The sequence below is a fragment of the Vibrio sp. 10N.286.51.B11 genome, assembly GCF_041469245.1.
Lineage (GTDB): Bacteria > Pseudomonadota > Gammaproteobacteria > Enterobacterales > Vibrionaceae > Vibrio > Vibrio crassostreae_C.
Genome location: NZ_JBFRKI010000012.1, coordinates 358,599 through 378,251 on the forward strand (window position 1 = coordinate 358,599; position 19,653 = coordinate 378,251).

At 44.8% G+C, this 19,653-nt stretch carries 20 protein-coding genes; 6 read left to right on the forward strand and 14 right to left on the reverse strand.

From position 1 onward, the window contains the following. Nucleotides 1-122 precede the first annotated feature (122 nt). Together AB4154_RS08515 and AB4154_RS08520 are read right to left on the reverse strand one after the other, a co-directional pair. Complete coding sequence (locus AB4154_RS08515) at nucleotides 123-1,121, reverse strand: lytic transglycosylase domain-containing protein (protein ID WP_017062371.1); 999 nt, start codon at nucleotides 1,119-1,121, stop codon at nucleotides 123-125. 30 nt (nucleotides 1,122-1,151) lie between these two features. Beyond that, complete coding sequence (locus AB4154_RS08520) at nucleotides 1,152-1,442, reverse strand: YcgL domain-containing protein (protein ID WP_017062372.1); 291 nt, start codon at nucleotides 1,440-1,442, stop codon at nucleotides 1,152-1,154. A 219-nt stretch (nucleotides 1,443-1,661) separates the two neighbouring features. On the opposite strand from AB4154_RS08520, the gene minC reads away from it, so the two are divergent. Genes minC through minE form a run of 3 tightly spaced genes read left to right on the forward strand, consistent with a single transcriptional unit; the run spans nucleotide 1,662 to nucleotide 3,425 of the window. Next, nucleotides 1,662-2,324, forward strand: a complete 663-nt coding sequence (minC, locus tag AB4154_RS08525; RefSeq protein WP_017063419.1) for a septum site-determining protein MinC — start codon at nucleotides 1,662-1,664, stop codon at nucleotides 2,322-2,324. A gap of 21 nt (nucleotides 2,325-2,345) precedes the next feature. Then, nucleotides 2,346-3,158 (forward strand): septum site-determining protein MinD, encoded by an 813-nt coding sequence (gene minD, locus AB4154_RS08530; RefSeq protein ID WP_009848498.1) that lies wholly within the window; start codon nucleotides 2,346-2,348, stop codon nucleotides 3,156-3,158. 6 nt (nucleotides 3,159-3,164) lie between these two features. After that, a complete protein-coding gene (gene minE, locus AB4154_RS08535) occupies nucleotides 3,165-3,425 on the forward strand; it encodes a cell division topological specificity factor MinE (protein WP_372122700.1) in 261 nt (86 codons plus the stop codon). A 132-nt stretch (nucleotides 3,426-3,557) separates the two neighbouring features. Here the strand turns inward: minE and rnd are convergent, their stop codons facing one another. From rnd to AB4154_RS08575, 8 genes are all read right to left on the reverse strand, one after another. Then, the gene (rnd, locus tag AB4154_RS08540) at nucleotides 3,558-4,676 is read right to left on the reverse strand and encodes a ribonuclease D (RefSeq protein ID WP_017062374.1); all 1,119 of its coding nucleotides are present in this window, start codon (nucleotides 4,674-4,676) and stop codon (nucleotides 3,558-3,560) included. A 143-nt stretch (nucleotides 4,677-4,819) separates the two neighbouring features. Continuing rightward, nucleotides 4,820-6,514, reverse strand: a complete 1,695-nt coding sequence (fadD, locus tag AB4154_RS08545) for a long-chain-fatty-acid--CoA ligase FadD (protein ID WP_017062375.1) — start codon at nucleotides 6,512-6,514, stop codon at nucleotides 4,820-4,822. 106 nt (nucleotides 6,515-6,620) lie between these two features. Continuing rightward, nucleotides 6,621-7,472 carry an alpha/beta fold hydrolase gene (locus AB4154_RS08550; protein ID WP_061019546.1) on the reverse strand — a complete coding sequence of 284 codons (852 nt, stop codon included), beginning with the start codon at nucleotides 7,470-7,472 and terminating at the stop codon, nucleotides 6,621-6,623. Between the two features lie 48 nt (nucleotides 7,473-7,520). Next, complete coding sequence (locus AB4154_RS08555) at nucleotides 7,521-8,081, reverse strand: Slp family lipoprotein (RefSeq protein ID WP_050052398.1); 561 nt, start codon at nucleotides 8,079-8,081, stop codon at nucleotides 7,521-7,523. A 35-nt stretch (nucleotides 8,082-8,116) separates the two neighbouring features. After that, complete coding sequence (locus AB4154_RS08560; protein WP_017070732.1) at nucleotides 8,117-8,422, reverse strand: hypothetical protein; 306 nt, start codon at nucleotides 8,420-8,422, stop codon at nucleotides 8,117-8,119. 72 nt (nucleotides 8,423-8,494) lie between these two features. After that, entirely contained in the window at nucleotides 8,495-9,196 is a 702-nt protein-coding gene (tsaB, locus tag AB4154_RS08565) for a tRNA (adenosine(37)-N6)-threonylcarbamoyltransferase complex dimerization subunit type 1 TsaB (RefSeq protein WP_372122702.1), read from the reverse strand. Nucleotides 9,197-9,255: 59 nt separating this feature from the next. Beyond that, nucleotides 9,256-11,184 (reverse strand): ATP-dependent DNA helicase, encoded by a 1,929-nt coding sequence (locus tag AB4154_RS08570; protein ID WP_017063417.1) that lies wholly within the window; start codon nucleotides 11,182-11,184, stop codon nucleotides 9,256-9,258. Between the two features lie 160 nt (nucleotides 11,185-11,344). Continuing rightward, a complete protein-coding gene (locus AB4154_RS08575) occupies nucleotides 11,345-11,545 on the reverse strand; it encodes a hypothetical protein (RefSeq protein WP_017062381.1) in 201 nt (66 codons plus the stop codon). A gap of 301 nt (nucleotides 11,546-11,846) precedes the next feature. On the opposite strand from AB4154_RS08575, the gene purU reads away from it, so the two are divergent. Continuing rightward, nucleotides 11,847-12,680 (forward strand): formyltetrahydrofolate deformylase, encoded by an 834-nt coding sequence (gene purU / locus AB4154_RS08580; protein ID WP_136978848.1) that lies wholly within the window; start codon nucleotides 11,847-11,849, stop codon nucleotides 12,678-12,680. Between the two features lie 315 nt (nucleotides 12,681-12,995). On the opposite strand, the gene AB4154_RS08585 is transcribed toward purU, so the two are convergent. After that, nucleotides 12,996-13,592 carry a VOC family protein gene (locus AB4154_RS08585; RefSeq protein ID WP_372122704.1) on the reverse strand — a complete coding sequence of 199 codons (597 nt, stop codon included), beginning with the start codon at nucleotides 13,590-13,592 and terminating at the stop codon, nucleotides 12,996-12,998. A 347-nt stretch (nucleotides 13,593-13,939) separates the two neighbouring features. Here AB4154_RS08585 and argS point away from each other — a divergent pair, with 347 nt between their 5' ends. Continuing rightward, nucleotides 13,940-15,673 carry an arginine--tRNA ligase gene (gene argS / locus AB4154_RS08590; RefSeq protein WP_017070297.1) on the forward strand — a complete coding sequence of 578 codons (1,734 nt, stop codon included), beginning with the start codon at nucleotides 13,940-13,942 and terminating at the stop codon, nucleotides 15,671-15,673. Nucleotides 15,674-16,049: 376 nt separating this feature from the next. Then, nucleotides 16,050-16,478 carry an HIT domain-containing protein gene (locus AB4154_RS08595; RefSeq protein ID WP_017061937.1) on the forward strand — a complete coding sequence of 143 codons (429 nt, stop codon included), beginning with the start codon at nucleotides 16,050-16,052 and terminating at the stop codon, nucleotides 16,476-16,478. A 132-nt stretch (nucleotides 16,479-16,610) separates the two neighbouring features. Here AB4154_RS08595 and AB4154_RS08600 read toward each other — a convergent pair whose 3' ends face one another. Genes AB4154_RS08600 through AB4154_RS08610 form a run of 3 tightly spaced genes read right to left on the reverse strand, consistent with a single transcriptional unit; the run spans nucleotide 16,611 to nucleotide 19,333 of the window. After that, nucleotides 16,611-16,841 (reverse strand): FeoC-like transcriptional regulator, encoded by a 231-nt coding sequence (locus AB4154_RS08600; protein ID WP_017061938.1) that lies wholly within the window; start codon nucleotides 16,839-16,841, stop codon nucleotides 16,611-16,613. After that, nucleotides 16,838-19,111, reverse strand: a complete 2,274-nt coding sequence (gene feoB, locus AB4154_RS08605) for a Fe(2+) transporter permease subunit FeoB (RefSeq protein ID WP_017061939.1) — start codon at nucleotides 19,109-19,111, stop codon at nucleotides 16,838-16,840. Before feoB ends, AB4154_RS08600 begins: the two co-directional genes overlap by 4 nt. Further along, complete coding sequence (locus AB4154_RS08610) at nucleotides 19,112-19,333, reverse strand: FeoA family protein (protein ID WP_004734203.1); 222 nt, start codon at nucleotides 19,331-19,333, stop codon at nucleotides 19,112-19,114. It lies immediately after the preceding gene. Nucleotides 19,334-19,653: the final 320 nt, after the last annotated feature.

Consider the following 19,653-nt stretch of genomic DNA (forward strand, 5'->3'; position numbering starts at 1 on the left):
TCTGTTAGCACAAGATCACCTTATTAAATCTCTGAAATATAAAATCAAAAAGGACTCCGAAGAGTCCTTTAGTTCGTTCTGCCTATGATAGGCCAAATGCTATTCAAAGCGACTTAGGTCTGTTAATCAAACTTAATTCTGTCGGCTAGGTGGCTTACTGCCAAAGCAAAGTAGTAAGAACGATTCCACTTCATTAACACATTGTAGTTGTTATAAATGAGGTACGAACGTCCGGTTTCATCATCCGGCATGATTAACCAAGCTTTAATGTCTTCATCAAGTGTTGGCAGTGGGCGATCGTCATAGCGTTTAATTCCGAGTTCAGACCACTCTTTTAAGTATTTCGCTTTGTCTTCGTCTCGACCTTGTAAATCGATCGACACAGTTGACGGAACATGAACCTGACGACCCCAAGTATATTTGTCATCCCACCCTGATTGGCTGAGATAATTGGCCGCCGAAGCAAATACGTCTTCTTCAGTGCCCCAAATGTCTTTCTTGCCATCACCACTGCCATCAGCGGCGTAAGCTAAGAATGAGCTTGGCATAAACTGAGGTTGACCCATCGCACCAGCCCAAGAGCCTTTCATCTCTTTTGGTGCAATATGGCCTTGATCAAGAATCTTCAATGCCGCCATCGCTTCGCTACGGAAGAAAGCTTCTCGGCGTCCTTCATAAGCCATGGTCGTTAGGGCGTCGATAACGCTGTAATTGCCCGTGAACTTACCAAAATTACTCTCAACGCCCCATAGCGCGACAATGAATCTTGGTTGAACACCATATTCATCACCAATACGCTTTAACGCGGTGTAATGCTCCTTGTAGAGTGACCTTGCTTGCTTCACTTTCCAATCTGGAACCGCTCGTGGAATGTATTCATCCAGAGTCAGTTTTTTCTCAGGTTGGTTTTTGTCGGCTTTTACCGCTCTTGGCTTAAACGTTACACCATCAAAGGCTTCATCAATGATCGCTTCAGAGATGCCTTCTTCACGGCCTTGTTGTTTTAGTTTTTCTACATATTGCTCGAAGCTCAGTTCTTCAGCTTGTACTGAACTTATGGTCAGGCTATTACCCAATAGTAATGCCGACACAGCCAATATGGTTTTCGAAAATTTACTCAACGATCACTCCTCCTTGAATTGAGGTGGCTATCACTCTTCGTCTTGAGATTTCTGTTGAGCTTTACGCTCTTTATGAAGCTCAAGTTCGTTAACTGGTGGTGGCGGAACCTGTAAAAAGAAACCATCGGTATTCAGTGATTCTTTCACTTTTTCGATGTTTACTTGAGCCAGTTTACGGCCATCCATTTTAATTACCATTACAAAACTAGGTTTACCAAACATTTGCATCAATGCGTCAGGAACTTGTGAAAAATCATCCTTCTTAGGGATATAAAGGTATGTTCCTTCTTTCTTTGAGCTTTTATATATAGAACACAGCATGACAAACCTTTTAATTGATTATGACTACAAAACTCTCACTTGCGAGATCAATAGTTTATGTTAGGGAAATATTGGGAACAAAACGTCCATTTGACAACAAGATTACTTGCTGTGCTTGGTTTGGGAATATAACATGATAAACCTAGTTTCAGGCAATGCCCTTTATTTTATTGATAAAGAAATTGTACTAATCCGCTATTGAGGTCCTGTAGTTTTTCGATGTCTAGTAACCCAGATCTAAAAGGTAGCAGCTTTACGCTATCTGTTTTGCACTTATCCGATGATCAAGTCGAAAATGCAGTCTCTTTTCTTCAAGAGAAAGTAGACCAAGCACCTACGTTTTTCGCTGCCGCACCTGTTGTTATCAACATCAGTAAAGTCGCGGGCGATATCGATTTTGTGCAACTTAAAAATGGTATATCTCAAGCGGGCATGATCCCGGTTGGTGTGGCAGGCTGTTCTGATAAGCGAATGCAAAACCTCGCTAAAGAAGCCGGTTTTGCAGTGATGACGGCAAGCAAGTCGCCATCTCAAGCTCCAGCGAAAATGGCACCAATCAAAGTGATTAGAACCCCTATTCGTTCTGGTCAGCAGGTTTATGCGAAAGATGGCGATCTATTGATACTCAGCCATGTGAGTGCAGGCGCGGAAGTGATTGCCGATGGCAGCATCCATATTCATGGCACTTTACGCGGCCGTGCGATTGCAGGTGCAAGTGGTCAAACTGAAGCAAAAATAATTTGTAATGACTTACAAGCCGAGCTGGTTTCCATTGCCGGAAATTACTGGCTCAGCGATCAAATTGAAAGCGAGTACTGGCAGAAGAAAACCATGTTCAGTATGGCAAACGATGTATTACACGTTGATGTCCTCGCAATATAAGAGAAATAAAAGGAAAACAGAATGGCACGCATTATCGTTGTAACGTCAGGTAAAGGCGGGGTAGGCAAAACGACCTCCAGTGCAGCTATTGCCTCGGGTCTGGCTTTAAAAGGAAAGAAAACCGCAGTTATCGACTTTGATATCGGTCTGCGTAACCTAGATTTAATCATGGGTTGTGAGCGTCGTGTTGTGTACGACTTCGTTAATGTTATCAATGGTGAAGCGACGCTGAACCAAGCGATGATCAAAGACAAGCGCACAGAGAACCTGTTCATTCTTCCTGCTTCTCAAACTCGTGATAAAGACGCACTAACAAAAGATGGTGTTCGTCGTGTATTTGATGAACTGGATGAAATGGGCTTTGATTTCATCATCTGTGATTCTCCTGCGGGTATCGAACAAGGCGCTCTTATGGCGTTGTACTTCGCTGATGAAGCGATTGTAACCACCAACCCAGAAGTCTCTTCAGTACGCGATTCAGACCGTATTCTAGGTATTCTTGACTCTAAATCTCGTCGTTCTGAAGACGGCTTAGAGCCAGTGAAAACACACCTTCTATTGACTCGCTACAACCCAGCACGTGTAACTCAAGGTGAGATGCTCAGTGTTGAAGACGTTGAAGAAATCCTGCACATCTCTCTACTGGGTGTAATTCCAGAGAGCCAAGCGGTACTGAACGCATCGAACAAGGGTGTTCCAGTTATCTTTGACGAAGCAACCGACGCAGGTATGGCTTACAATGATACTGTAGAGCGACTACTGGGTAGCCAAGTTGACTTCCGCTTCTTAACGGAACAGAAGAAAGGCATCTTCAAACGACTGTTCGGGGGCTAATGCACAATGTCATTATTAGAGTTTTTTAGACCACAGAAAAAGACAACCGCAAACCTAGCCAAAGAACGTTTGCAGATCATTGTTGCCGAACGACGCAGCCATGACGACCCAGCGCCGTCTTACCTGCCGCAACTAAAAGAAGACATCTTGAAGTGTATTGCCAAGTACGTTGAGGTCGATCCATCAATGGTTGATCTGACTTTTGAACACAAAGATGACGACATCTCAGTGTTAGAGTTGAATGTTAAGCTTCCAGAAGAAGATTGATAATCTTTCTGAACAAGATTGGCAGGTAATACACTTGCTTGTATTGATTGAATAAAAAAGAGAGCCTAGGCTCTCTTTTTTGTATGTGCAGTTTATAACTGTAACTAAGTTAGGCTTTAAAGCAGCAAGCGGTTATTTGATCGCTTTACTCAGCTTTTCGCCAACCACATCTAAACGCCAGCCTTGCATAACATCAGGCAGCTTTTCTGGGTTACGATCGTGCTTCCACACCCAGCTTAACATTTGGTTAAGTTGCTTCTTCGATGCCAAGAATTCCGTCGCCAAACCACTGTGTTGTGATGCTGTTTTCACTTCATCTTTCAGCACTTTGAAGAGTTGCTTGTAGCCAGGGAAGTCCATTAGACGTTCTACTGGTGCTGGGTACTCTTCTTCTGGTGTATGTTCCGCTAACTTTACGATTGAGCTGATCTTCGCACCATGGCGACGCACAGAGCGGTAATCAAAACCCTCTTGCTCCATGTGCTTGGGATCTTTCATCGCAAAACGCGCCACAGCCCATAGGTCTTGTTCTTTGAAGACAAAGTTCAGCGCTAAATCGCGCTTGATTGCTTCTTTTAGACGCCAAGTTGCTAGAGGTCGTAAGATCGCTAATTGCTTAGGTTTAAGCTGCCACGCCCCTTTAATATCAAGGTAGGCTGTATCTGGGTTTACTTTACGAATGCGCTTGGCAACTTGTAAATCAGACTCTTGCTGAGCCGCTTCCCACCAGCCAGCTTCCATCACTTTTTCTAGAAGCTTGTTGTACATTGGCATTAGGTAATGCACGTCTGCTGCTGCGTAGTCCAATTGTTTTTGAGAAAGCGGACGCGCTAGCCAGTCTGTGCGAGATTCACTCTTATCGAGATCGACACCGACAAACTCTGAAACCAGAGCAGCAAAGCCCGTTGATAAACCATGACCTAAGAAAGCCGCCATGATCTGTGTATCAACCATTGGTGTTGGTGTACAGCCAAATGCGTTCTGGAACACTTCCAAATCTTCACCGCACGCGTGCAGCACTTTCAATACTGATGCGTCTTTCAACAAGGTAACGAACGGTGTCATGTCATCAAGAGCAATAGGGTCAATCAGTGACAGCGTTTCACCATCAAATAACTGAATCAAGCCTAATTGAGGGTAATAGGTTCTAGTACGAACGAACTCCGTATCAAGCATAACGACATCGGCTTCACGTGCTTGTTGGCAAACTCGCTCAAGGTCTTTCAATTGGGTAATGATTTGATAATCCACAAAAACTCTCACAGGTTTCTATTTGATCGCCGGATACAAAAATGCCGACATTAACTGTCGGCATTCTAACACCATTTTTCAGCGCTCGCTTAGATTAAGCGCCTCAATGGTTTTGGTGCAGTACTTTCGCGCAAACGGGCTAATTATTCGCTAGCGCGTTTCGCAAGTTCTGCATCGTTTTCTTCACGCAGTACGCGGCGTAAGATCTTACCTACGTTAGTCTTTGGAAGATCATCTCTGAACTCGACTAATTTAGGGATTTTGTAACCCGTTAAGTGCTCACGACAGTGCGCGATAATGTCTTCTTTGGTCAGGCTAGGGTCACGCTTCACAACGTAGATCTTAACCAATTCACCAGACACTTCATGAGGTTGACCGATAGCTGCTACTTCAAGCACTTTACCATGCAGAGCCACAACGTCTTCAATCTCGTTCGGGTAGACGTTGAAGCCTGATACAAGAATCATGTCCTTCTTACGGTCAACGATGTACAACAAGCCTTCGTCATCAAACTTAACGATGTCACCTGTCGATAACCAACCGTCTTGATCGATCACTTCTTTGGTCGCTTCAGGGCGCTGCCAGTAACCTTGCATCACTTGAGGGCCACGAACTTGTAGCTCGCCTACTTGGTCATTAGCAATAACCTTACCTTCATCATCAACAATACGAACTTCTGTCGATGGTACTGGTAGGCCGATAGCACCTGTGTAGTCTTTCAGGTCGTATGGGTTACCCGTTACCAGTGGTGAACACTCAGTTAAGCCATAGCCTTCCAATAGGTGAATGCCTGTCGCTTTCTTCCATTGCTCAGCAACAGCGCGTTGAACCGCCATGCCGCCGCCAACAGATAGGCGTAGGTTACTGAAATCCAACTCGTGGAAATCTTCGTTATTAACTAGCGCATTAAACAAGGTGTTTACGCCGGTAATTGCGGTAAACGGAACCTTTTGCAGCTCTTTAATAAAGCCAGGAATGTCACGAGGGTTAGTAATTAGAAGGTTACGACCACCCATCTCAACAAACAGTAAGCAGTTCACCGTCAGTGCAAATACGTGGTAAAGCGGTAATGCCGTTACAACCAACTCGCGGCCTTCTTGCAGAACAGGACCGTAAGCCCCTTTCGCTTGAAGTACGTTCGCAATCATATTGCGGTGCGTTAGGATTGCGCCCTTCGCTACACCTGTTGTACCACCAGTGTACTGTAGGAACGCGATGTCATCACCCGCCATGAACGGTTTCACATATTGAAGACGACGACCTTTGTGCAGCGCTTTTCTGAATGAGATAGCACCCGGCAGATCATACTTAGGCACCATGCCTTTTACGTATTTCACTACAAAGTCGACAATTGTCCCTTTCGCGCGTGGCAGCATTTGCCCTAGGCTAGTTAGAACAACGTGTTTAACCGGCGTGTTATCAACGACTTTCTCTAGCGTGCTCGCAAAGTTAGATACGATAACAATCGCCTTTGCACCAGAATCGTTCAGTTGATGTTCAAGCTCACGAGGTGTGTACAGTGGGTTGACGTTCACTGCAATCATACCTGCACGCAATACACCAAATAGTGCAATTGGGTATTGCAGTAGGTTTGGCATCATTAGCGCGACGCGATCGCCCTTCTTCAGTTTCAAGTCATTCTGTAGGTAAGCGGCAAAAGCACGGCTGCGCTCTTCAAGCTTACGGAATGTCATAATCGAGCCCATGTTCTCGAATGCAGGTTGGTCCGCGTACTTCTGTACCGACTGTTCAAACATTTCTACAAGAGATGGGTACTGATCTGGGTTGATCGTTTCTGGTACGTCACTTGGATAACGTGAAAGCCAAGGTTTATCCACGATGTTACTCCTCGTTTATCAGCTGACGACTGCTTCGCCGCTTTTTATCATTGCGGTATTACAGCACAGCTTTAGTGCATGAGCACTAAAAGGCTCAAACACTTGTTTAAATTTTGTTAACTACACCAAGAATTAGCTCTGAAACTAGCTCTGGGCTCTCTAAATGACAATGATGTCCGCCAGGAACAGTCTCTATATGCAGAGGACTATGCACTGATTTGTAGCGATTATGCTGCAAATGTCGGAATCCATCATTCCCTAGGATTATTAATTGAGGGCATTCAATAGCCGCCATAATCGCTTCAGCGTGCGCCTGTGACATTCGATATAACGAGTCACATTTTAGATTAGGGTCACATCGCCACTGCCAAGAGTTCTCGAACTCGACAATACCTCGCTCAACAATAGGAGCGATTAATTCAGCATTAATTTGGTTGGCGTGAGCTCTCAGCTTAATAGCATCCTCAAGGCTTGCCAGAGGACGTGAAGGCTTTCTTCGCTGTCGAAGACGACTGAGTACCCCATCTCTCAAGCGAGAGACTGTTTCGTGGGGAGCTTCAGAAAGAGGTCCGTGACCTTCAATTTGAATTAATCCTGACACCTTTTCAGGAAAGGCGGCACTATAGCAACTTGCTATCAATGCACCAAGTGAATGTCCTACTAGTACCAGTCTGTTTGGCGATAATTTAGTCACCAACTGATGCAAGTCATCAATATAATCATGAAATGGGTAGTAACTTCCCGATTTGTGCGACGAGAAGCCGTGTCCGAAAAGGTCGATAGCAATAAGGTGAGCATTGGGCGCAAACTTGGCGACTTGCTGCATAACCTGGTTAAAACTGGACGAATTGTCCAACCACCCATGAATAAAAACGACCGTCGTTGCGGTCGTTTGTGGGTTGCCAATCTGTTGTGTTGCAAGCGTCCCGCTCGCGAGGGAGTATGACTTTTCAATCATCAAACACTTAGTTCCATCTGTTTGCGCAATCAACGTCTAAAAAGTTAATTACTCTACGTCCTGTATCACTCGACCTTGTCTTGGCATCGTTTGAAAACTGCGACAATGTAAACTTCTGCACGAGTAGTAGGTTGGTGCAAAATCATTAACAACAACGCGCTCAGTAATGTTCCACAGTCGTTGGTTGTCCACTTTCATTACAGGGAAGGTGTAAGGGTATTCCCCTATTTTTCCATCTTCACTCCCGCTTGACTGACCAACCAAAGTAATCAGACGACCTTCTGCAAAGCTTAGAGGCTCAACGTACCCTTCAATATAACCAACAAAACGTCCGCTTGGCTCTGCGTCTAGATCTGGCTTACCGCTACTCGAAATCGGCATATTAGCGACTTCGATTCGAGTCTTATCTTTCAAGTTGGTCACTTTAGAGATAACGCCACCTAATCGAACACTTTTCGCATCCGGTAGTTGGTCGACCCACTGTTGGTAATCGCTAATCACAGGCTCTGATTTTGCTTCAAGCTCGCTAGGAAGTGATGAACACCCGGCAAGTACCAAGACACCAAGAGAAAAGGCTATTAAGCGTAATTTAGAGAGATAATTTGACATGGTTCTGGTCCTTAAACAGGCATTAATAAGAAGCTCTAGATGTAGATATCGACACCGATAAGCTTTGCAAGTTCTTCTTTCTTCGCCTGATTCATTACATCCATATACTCTTCCATAGCCTTACGTCCTCGGCCTTCTGGAAGATCATACTGGATTTGAGCCTTGTGCAGTTCAGACTCTTTAACTTGACGAATAGAGTGAGAAACAGCATTAGCCACCTTAGTCGGTTGCACAACCGCAGTGCTAGCATCAGATTTTTTTGCCTGCTCCTTCTTTTTTATTCGATTCGGCTTAGACGTGCTGCCTATCGAAGAAGGAGGTAAGTTGTTAATTGATACCATGACTAAATATCTGCCCTCTCAAATCTAAATAATACGTATTTAGACCTAATTTGCATCAGAACCTTGTAAAAATTATTCGCGACCTGGCAGTTTTTTCCAAGTCACTTTGTCACGAAGATAAACAGGCTCAGACTCTTCTGCTGCAACCGCTTTACCTTCTGCGTAAGCAAATTGAGCAAGGAACGCCATATCTTGAGCTTCTGGAAACAGGACTTCACACGCTTTAGTGTTGATTGCTAGTGTATCCATGTGCTCGGCGTATGCTTCCCAACCGGTACCTACTTTCGCCCATGTCTCAGAATCCACTTCAAGCTGCGCAGCCAATTCGCTTGGAGGTGTGACGCATTCAGCATCAACTGCAGTCCAACGACCGTCTTGTTCACGGCTGTAACGAGCCCAGTACACTTCACTCATGCGCGCATCAATCGCTGTTGCTACGTGAGTTTCACCAAATTTACGGTAGCTGCCCTGCGCCATCGCTGCCAGTGTTGACACACCGATCATCGGTAAATCAGCACCAAAAGCTAAGCCTTGAGCAATACCAATACCAATACGTACACCCGTGAAGCTGCCAGGGCCTTGGCCAAACGCGATAGCATCGATATCGGTTAAAGCGACATTCGCTTCTTTCAGTACTTCATCCACCATAGGTAGAATTTTCTTCGTATGGTCTCGAGGAGCCTCTTCGCTACGTGCGAACACCTGGTCACCAATTACTAATGCAACTGAACAGTTTTCAGTTGCGGTATCTACTGCAAGAATTTTCGCGCTCATTTGTGTCTCAAATATTCGTTATCTAATCTAAAAATAATGGCTAAACTCAACAATGCCAATTACTCAGCAGCGGTTGAATGGTCTTTAGCTAAGAATTCCTTAATGACCCCTAAGTCACGTGTACGAGGGATAGGCGGTAAACTCGCCAAAAATATGCCACCGTAATCGCGAGTCACCAATCGGTTATCGCAAATAATCAAAGCACCATTATCGCGCTTGTCACGTATCAATCGGCCGACACCTTGTTTCAAGGTAATCACAGCGTCTGGCAACTGTACTTGTGCAAAAGGATCACCCCCTTTTAGCTTACAGTCCTCGATTCGAGCCTTAAGTAAAGGGTCATCAGGGGCTGTAAAGGGCAATTTATCGATGATAACACAGCTTAATGCGTCGCCCCTAACATCTATCCCCTCCCAGAAAGCACCTGTAGCCACCAGCAATGCGTTACCTAATTCCATGAATTCGGCTAAGGTTTTTTGCTTACTTGTCTCACCTTGCAATAGAACGGGAACCGAGAGGGTTTCACGGAATCGCTCCCCCAACTCTTTCATCATGCTGTGTGAAGTACACAAGAAGAAACAGCGGCCTTGGTTTTGCTCAATCACAGGAGTCAGCATTCTTACTAGCTTATCCGCGAGACCGGGGCTATTCGGTTCTGGAAGATAACGAGGCACACACAAGCGCGCTTGATTCGGATAATCAAACGGGCTCGGCAGTGAAAACTGTGCCGACGGTTTTAACCCTAATCGAGAAGTAAAGTGTTCGAAATCATCCGACACCGCCAAGGTTGCTGAGGTAAACACCCATGCGCCCGGCTTCAGCTCAATCTGTTCGTGGAATTTATCGGCGACAGAAAGCGGTGTGATATGCAGAGCAAAGTGGCGCGGTGTAGTGTCATACCAATACGAATAGCCAGTGATCGACACATCGCACACACGTTCGATACGCGACTTAATCATATTTGCGCGTTCGAAAGCGGTATCTAACAGCTGGCTTCGCCCAAGTGCTAACTTCAATACATCAACAGCAAGTTGCAGAGCATCTTGCAAACGAACTAACTCGCGTGCAATCGACTCGGATTTCAAAGCTTCGCGCCAGTTACCACGAAAGCCGGTATCACCAAGCACAATACGCAGATCGGCTGACGATTGAACGAGCCTATCCCCTACTTTCTGTAGCTGACGCATGTCTTTGGCTTCAGTTCGGTAAGCAATTTCAATGTCTTTGGCTAACTCTTGGATCTGTCGACTGGAAACCGATTGTCCGAAGTACTGGCTGGCGATGTCAGGAAGTTGATGTGCTTCATCGAAAATAAACACGTCAGCTTCAGGTATCAATTCGCCAAATCCGGTTTCTTTGATCGCCAAATCAGCTAGGAAAAGGTGGTGGTTTACGACCACCACATCGGAATCCATCGCTTTTTTACGCGCTTTAAGCACAAAGCAATCGGTATAGCTTGGGCACTCTTTACCCAAGCAATTATCATTGGTCGAGGTAATGGTTGGAATAACCGGGCTGTCTTCAGCGATATCATCACAATCGCCTAAATCACCCGTTTGAGTGGATGACGACCAACTACGAACTTTGACTAACTGAGCCAGCAGCGTTGGATCGGTATGAGCACCATGACTCTCGATCATTTGGCGGCTGAGTCTGTCCAAACACAAATAGTTTGAACGACCTTTCAACAGAGCAACCTGACCATAAAAGCCAAGCGCATCGACCATCAAGGGTAAATCTCGGTGAAACAGCTGTTCTTGAAGGTTTTTAGACCCCGTACTAATGATGGTTTTCTTGCCACTAAGCAGCGCAGGCACTAGGTAAGCAAACGTCTTACCAGTACCTGTTCCAGCCTCAACAACCAACTGGCTTTGATTTTCAATAGCTTGTGAAACCGCTTCAGCCATGTCTAACTGAGCTTGTCTTGGTTGAAACCCAGGGATAGCTTTGCCCAGAGCGCCATCAGCAGAAAACGTTTTAGATATCATAGAGTACGAAGTTTAGAAAAAGAGAAGGAGAATTATGGCAGGTTTAGTGAGCCGGCGCGAATCAAGAATGACTTCGCACCGGAGGTGTTTGGTTTGGCTTGACGTGGCTTAAGTTACCTTGAAGGTAAGAATTGAAGAAGTAGGAATTAGAGAATCGTTTTTATTTTCGACTGAGATAACGTGATAGCCAAGGAGCACCTTCAAAATGGTTATCACCAGGCTGTATGGCTTTCGCTGCATCGGTTGGTGAGGTCTTACTTTCCCACATTTCATCTAGAACATGACCATCTAATTCGGTACCTCTCGCCAATGAATTCACTCGCTTGCAGTACAGTTTTTTGGCTAGTAACTCTTTATCCATAAGTATCACCTCTATTTTTGGCCAAGGCGTAAATGCCTCGGTTGAAGTTCAAATGCGTACTACGGTCAAAACTTTTAAAAATGAAGCTTCTGCCTGTTTTTCTATCTAAAAACTGATATTTCTATATCAAACAATTTATCAAAGCGATAAATCAGCAGCAGAATTTGTTGAAACCAACTTGATAATAGATTAATTATAACGGTGATATTGCGGCTCAGTTCACCGTTCGACGGCCTGCATTAAATTTGAAGAATCCCGATTTAATATAATAAGTGCAACATTTCATGGAAGTAAGATGCAAATGGAAAGAAAAACTTTACTAACACATTGTACTGATGCCCCAGGCCTCATCTCGAAGATCACCAACATTTGTTACAAACACCAACTCAATATTGTGCACAACAATGAGTTCGTAGATAACACAAGTGGCCACTTCTTTATGCGCACCGAGCTTGAAGGGTATTTCAATGACGAAACCTTACTTGCCGATTTAGATCAAGCCCTGCCACCAAATACGAAACGTAAGCTTGTTGATTCGTCTCGCAAGCGTGTTGTGATACTCGTGACCAAGGAAGCACACTGCCTTGGCGACATTCTAATGAAGAACTTCGATGGCAGCTTAGACGTTGAAATTGCGGCCGTTGTCGGTAACTACGACATTCTACAAAGCCTAACCGAGCGTTTTGACATCCCTTACCACCATGTTTCTCACGAAGGGCTAAACCGTGAAGAACATGAGAAGAAGATGCTAGAAGTGATTGACCAGTACGAGGCGGATTACCTTGTTTTGGCTAAGTACATGCGAGTGCTGACACCAGGTTTTGTTGAAAAATACAACCACAAGATCATCAATATCCACCACAGCTTCTTGCCAGCATTTATTGGCGCGAAGCCATACCAACAAGCGTATGAGCGCGGCGTGAAGATCATTGGCGCAACGGCACACTTTGTGACGAATGATTTGGATGAAGGTCCAATCATCAAGCAAGATGTTATCCCTGTGGATCACAACTTCAGCGCGAAAGACATGGCACAAGCCGGTCGTGACGTAGAGAAGAATGTATTAAGTAAGGCGTTAAACAAGGTGATCAATGATCATGTGTTTGTTTACGGCAACAAGACTGTAATTCTGTAAATCGGATATTCGATTTCCGGTAAGACTTCCAGTTAGAACCCAATAAAAAACGCGCAATAGGGAAAGCCCATCGCGCGTTTTTTGTATCTGATGATCAGACTCGCTTTGAGAGATTCCCGACTACGCTCCTTCGTCGCTATCGGGAATGACGAACTCGGTGATGAACCTTCGAGCTATAGGCTCTAACATACGCTCTCGAACGCTCAGTCTGTCACTATCCAAAGATAGACTCTGGCAAATTTCATCGAACACCCCGTCATTCCGACGAGCCAAGGCGAGATCAGGAATCTCTTTCCTAGCAACTCTCTATTCAAATTAAGCCTGTTCTGATTCCACAATCTTCTTCAAAGAGTGTGGATGCAGCTTGATGCAAATCCCTTGATGTTTAAAAGCCACTGTTGGGTTATTCAAGCGTTCACCCTCGCCTTTCGGGCTAGAGAGTTTGATCTTAACGCCTTGCTCACCCAGCGTTTCAAAGTTAGCAGCGAACTGCGGGTAAGTTTCTTTAAGATCCGCTAGATACTCATCAGCTGTTTGGGCATGAGAAGGAATCACAAACTCTACATGTTCCCAATCTTGGCTTGGGTAAATCTTACCTTCTGCTGGATATGGCAGCTCCAAACATTCAATTTTCCAGCCAAGGCTTTGCAAGGGTTCATCGAAAGCCAACACCACAATTGGACGACCATTAATCATCGCCTCAGAAATCGTAGAGCCGTACTCAGACCAAGCTTGATGGGCAGATTTCGCTAGCTCAGTGTCATTGATTCGCAGCGCAATATGATCCGCTTGAGCAAAGCTTAAATCCAAACCTAATGTATTTCCTAGGCTCTCGATTTTTGCCATAAAAGTATCAAGGCGGGCGATCATTTTTTGTGGTTCTAGTTCAGCTTGCTTCAGGCTCATCATCATTGTCTGTGTTCTCCAAATAATGGCTGCATGTTATCAGTTTTGCCTTTTGCAACAAGCGTTGCTTTTACAAAAAACACTCAATAACTATGTTCTTTTCGCTCCTTAAACATGCAAACGCGTCTTGCTAAAAGTCGATTGTCAAAAACCACTCAGGAAATGTTAATTTTCTATCAATTCGACCTATAAGAAACCGCACAAAATTGGTATGATTACCGCCATTTCTGTGAACTTAAACAGAGTCTGCTGCTGATTTTGGCATTAAATCGTTAACTAGAAGCATAATTAACCAATTTAATGACCAAGAATTAACGGCCACTCTTATCATCCTTGAATTGAAGGAAACGCGTGTGAATATCCAAGCACTTATTAATGACAAAGTATCTCAGGCTCTAGAAGCCGCTGGCGCACCTGCAGGCTCTCCTGCTGCTGTTCGTCAATCTGCAAAACCACAGTTTGGTGACTACCAAGCAAACGGCGTTATGGGCGTTGCTAAACGACTAGGCACTAACCCACGAGAATTTGCTCAAAAAGTATTGGACGTTCTAAACCTAGACGGTATCGCGTCTAAAGTTGAAATCGCAGGTCCGGGTTTCCTAAACATCTTCCTAGATGAAGCTTTCCTAGCCAAACAAGCAGACGCAGCATTGGCTGACTCTCGCCTTGGTGTTGCCGTTGCTGAAACGCAAACTATTGTTGCGGATTACTCTGCGCCAAACGTTGCGAAAGAGATGCACGTTGGTCACCTACGTTCAACTATCATCGGTGATGCAGTAGTTCGTACTCTAGAATTTCTAGGCCACAACGTTATCCGCGCTAACCACATCGGTGACTGGGGTACTCAATTCGGTATGCTTATCGCAAACCTTGAGCGCGTTCAGGCTGAGTCTGGCGAAGTTTCAATGGAACTTGCTGACCTTGAAGGCTTCTACCGTGAATCTAAAAAGCTTTACGATGAAGACGAAGAGTTCGCAGTTAAAGCACGTGGCTACGTTGTTAAACTGCAAAGCGGCGACGAGTTCTGCGCAGAGATGTGGAAGAAGCTTGTTGACGTAACAATGATTCAAAACCAACGCAACTACGATCGCCTAAACGTGTCTCTAACACGTGATGACGTAATGGGCGAAAGCATGTACAACCACATGCTTCCAACTATCGTTGCTGACCTAAAAGAGCAAGGTCTTGCAAAAGAAGATGACGGCGCACAGGTTGTATTCCTAGACGAATACAAGAACAAAGATGGCGACCCAATGGGCGTTATCATCCAGAAACGTGACGGCGGCTTCCTTTACACAACCACTGATATCGCGTGTGCAAAATACCGTTTTGAAGAACTAGGCGCAGACCGCGTGCTTTACTTCATCGACTCACGTCAGCACCAACACCTAATGCAAGCTTGGACTATCGTTCGCAAAGCAGGTTACATCCCAGAATCTGTTTCTCTTGAGCACCACGCGTTCGGCATGATGCTTGGTAAAGATGGTAAGCCATTCAAGACTCGTGCAGGCGGTACTGTTCGTCTTGCTGATCTTCTGGATGAAGCAGAAGTTCGTGCAGCGCAGCTAATCGAATCTAAGAACCCAGAACTAGCAGAAGACGAGAAGAAAGCGATCGCGAACACAGTTGCTATGGCAGCGGTTAAGTACGCAGACCTTTCTAAGCACCGCACTACTGACTACGTGTTCGATTGGGACAACATGCTTGCATTCGAAGGCAACACAGCACCATACATGCAGTACGCATACACTCGTGTTGCTTCTGTATTTGCTAAAGCTGGCATTTCTATGGACTCGCTTGAAGGTGAAATCAAAATCACTGAAGAGAAAGAGAAAGCGCTTATCGCGAAACTTCTACAGTTTGAAGAAGCAGTACAGTCTGTTGCTCGTGAAGGTCAACCACACATCATGTGTAGCTACCTATTCGAACTAGCTGGTCAATTCTCTAGCTTCTACGAAGCTTGCCCTATCCTAGTTGCTGAAGACAAAGCTGTTAAGCAGAGCCGTCTGAAGCTTGCTGCACTAACAGCGAAGACGATCAAGCAAGGTCTATCGCTTCTAGGTATCGACACTCTAGAGCGCATGTAAGCGATTCGAGATTCGAGATTCGAGATTCGAGATTCGAGATTCGAGAAAATTAGAAAGGTTGACGTGAAAGCGTCAACCTTTTTTTGTCTGGAGGTTTGTTTACTCGATTATTTAAGCGATTAGCTAACCTACACAGCAAGAGATCTCCTATTACGCTCATTCGTCGCTCTAGGAGATGACGAGAATAGGTGTAGTGAATCCAAGACAACATCAATGATGCGCCATCAAACCACACCAAATCGTTATCCCTCTTCTCACCATCATTCCCTACAGTGAGGGACGAACGTGATAGGGAATCTGCTTATTGAGGACGTAAGCCCTAGCCACATTCAAACTCCGACCTTATACTCATGTAAAACAATTAATTGGAAAGATCATGAGCTTCGAACTTCACCCGCAACTTGCGAAAGACACCACACTTATCGGCGAATTTCCACTGAGCTTAGCCCTGCTACACAAAGATAACGCAGTGCCTTGGGTTATCTTGGTACCAAAACGTGCCAACCTAAAAGAGTTGCACCACTTACCAATGAAAGAGCAACAGCAGTTCCTACATGAATCTCAGGCGGTAAGCCAAGCATTAGAAGCAACGTTCCAACCAGACAAATTGAACCTTGGTGCGCTGGGTAATATGGTGCCACAACTGCACATCCACCATATTGCACGCTTCAAAGACGACATTGCTTGGCCCGGCCCAGTATGGGGTAATACAAAAGGCGAACAGCGCAGTGAAGAAGATCAAGCCGCTATCCTGACTCGTATCCAAAACGTTCTGTCACTGAGCTCTATCTTCAAGAAAGCATAATTCGAGTTCATCTCATTGAGCTTTAAAGCAAAACACTTCAGAAAAGACACATAACAAAAAGCCGCTCATCTTAGATAAGCGGCTTTGTCATTTTCTAATCTCGCCTTTTTCAACGAGAGTCTGAAGACCGAACTACATCATCACGTTAAGCGACAAACCATCTTGTTTGCTGATGGTGTAGCGAATACGCGTTGTATGACCATGCTTATTCGTATCGACCAAGCGAGAAACTTTCCCTTTCTTGACCCAAACACTCAGCATCGCATCGACGCCATCTTCACTCATGCCAAACTTTGCAGCGAGCTCTTTACGAGCCGCAACGCCGTGGCTATCAATGTATTGATGAAGTTCAGTTAAAATCATACTACTTGCACCTCTAGTGCTTTCTGCTTACTGCCCACTTTCTTGAAGACGCGATACGTCACCACAAAACCACCAGCAATCGCCACCATCCATACTGCACTTGTCACAGGATGCGCAGCAAAGTTTGCCGCTTGGTAGTAGAAAGTCGCACCAAAGTAACCAAGAGCCATCGTCCAAACCGCGATGAAGCGTGCAAACGTCTGACCAAATTCACGAACATAAGCACCCATCGCGGCCACACAAGGCGTGTAAAGCAGGATAAGAATCAAGTAAGCGAATGCCGCATGACCAGATACAAACTTGTCTTTCAAGTTACCAAAGATAGAGGTATCGACTTCTTGGTCAGCTGCTACAGAATTAGAGTCAGACAAGTCGCCAACTTCAATACCTAATGGATCTGAGTAGCTCAATCCGGCTAGGTTTTCAGGGATCGTCATTACCGCTTCTTGCAGGCTTGCTGCTAAGTCAAACTCAGCTGCTTCTTCATCAGAAGGCGTTGTATATAGGCTATTTAATGTACCAACAACGGCTTCTTTAGCGAAAATACCTGTGATGATACCAACCGTTGCAGGCCAGTTCTCTTCAGTAATACCAATTGGTTGGAATACAGGTGTTACAACTTGAGCTGCTCTAGACAGTACTGAGTTTTCGCTATCTTCGTTACCAAAGCTGCCGTCCATACCTAGAGAGTTTAGGAAGCTAAGAATAGCCACAACCATCACGATTGTTTTACCTGCACCAAGTACGAAACGCTTCAGCTTCTGCCAAGTTTTCAACATTACGTTTTGCACTGTCGGCAATTCGTAATCTGGCATTTCCATCACTAAGCTATCACTGCTACCTGGGTAGATCGTGTTTTTCAGGAACAAACCCGTAAATACAGAAGCAACGATACCCATGATGTACAGAGCGAATACTACGTTTTGTCCTGCACCTGGGAAGAACGCCGCCGCGAACAGTGCGTATACCGGTAAACGAGCACCACATGACATAAACGGCGCCATTGATGCTGCTAGTTTACGTTCGCGCTCTTGGTCAAGAGTACGAGTTGCCATGATTGAAGGCACGTTACAACCAAAGCCCAGTACAAGTGGGACAAATGCTTTACCCGGTAAACCAATCTTCTGCATCACTTTATCAAGTACAAATGCAGCACGAGCCATGTAGCCTGAGCTTTCTAGTACCGCTAAGAATAGGTAAAGCGCTGCGATAACAGGAATAAAGGTCGCAACCGTTTGGATACCGCCGCCAATACCATCAGCAAGTACAGTGACTAACCAAACTGGTAAATGGCCATCTAATAAGTGGTGTCCACCATCAACTAATATTGCTCCAACACCAATATCGAAGAAGTCGATAAACGCACTACCGATATTGATAGAGAACATGAACATTAGGTACATGATAACGAAGAAGAAAGGAATACCGACCCATTTGTTCAAAATGAATTGGTCTGCTTTCTCTGTAAAGTTACGGCTTAGTTTACCTTCGCTGCGACGAACACGTTTACAAAGGTCATGTAAGAAAGTGTATTTAGCGTCAGCAACAGCAAGGTCAATATCGAAATCGGCACCAAGACGCACGCTATCAATTTGAGTGCGAGTTTGTGGGGCTAAACCATTCAATACCAAGTAATCATTTTCTAAAGCACGAATCGCTAGCGCTCGGTGAGATACGTCAGCATCATCAAATTGTGACTCAACAGAAGGGATAAGAGCTTCTAACGCGGCATCGTAATCAATAGAGATAGGGTCAAGGCTCACACCTTGAACAAGCAGTTTATGCAGACGCTCTTTAAAGCGAACCACTTGACCTTTATCGTTTGCAGACAAGCTTAGAACTGGGCAACCTAGCTCTTTCTCTAGTGCTTTAAGGTTAATCACCTGACGTTCGCGCTTTAATACATCCATTTTGTTCAACACAACGATCATTGGGCGACCCAACTCACGCAGCTGTAATGTCATATATAAGCTTCGTTCTAGACAGTTAGCGTCGACAACATTGATGATCACATCTGCTGGGTGAGTTAAAACAGCGCGAGACGCGATAGACTCATCGATGCTGTTCGCATCATTACCACTGTCTAGTGCGTAGATACCCGGTAAATCCGTTAGTTGAAACTGATCACCAGCGTGCGAGTATAAACCCGTCTTCTTTTCAACAGTGACACCAACCCAGTTACCAACGTGCTGCTTAGCACCAGTCAGTGCGTTGAACAGTGTTGTTTTACCACTATTCGGGTTACCAACGGTAAGAACTTGATAATCCATTTAGATAACCTCGATTTGTTCTGCAATGCTTTCACGAATGGCGATAGAAACACCTCTCACTTCAACTTGAAGCGGATCACCCATAGGTGCACGGCGGATAAGCGTCACCTCGGTTTTTGGCAACATACCCATGACCATAAGTTTCTTCCTTACGTCTGGTGTTAAACCTGTTAGTGCAACAATAGAAGCCGCCTTTCCTTGCTCTAGTTGTGAGAGTTTCATAAGTACCCAATTCGTGACTGATAATGAGAAAGATTGTTATTAACGCCATGATACACATACATGCCCACAATTCTATTGTGTGAAATCAATGTTTTCGAAAATACATACTCGTAAGTTTCGTTAAAAACGTTTACGTCAAAAACGTTACTTTCAACAACTAGCGAGAACTACCTCACTAGTACAAACCCTCCCAAACAAAAACAAATCATTAATTATCAATCACTTGAGACAATGTCGGTTTTATCATAGGTATCTGTCGTTAATTTTATAAGTAAAATAAGTAGCTGGACGTATAGTTACTCCATCTAAGAGAAACTACT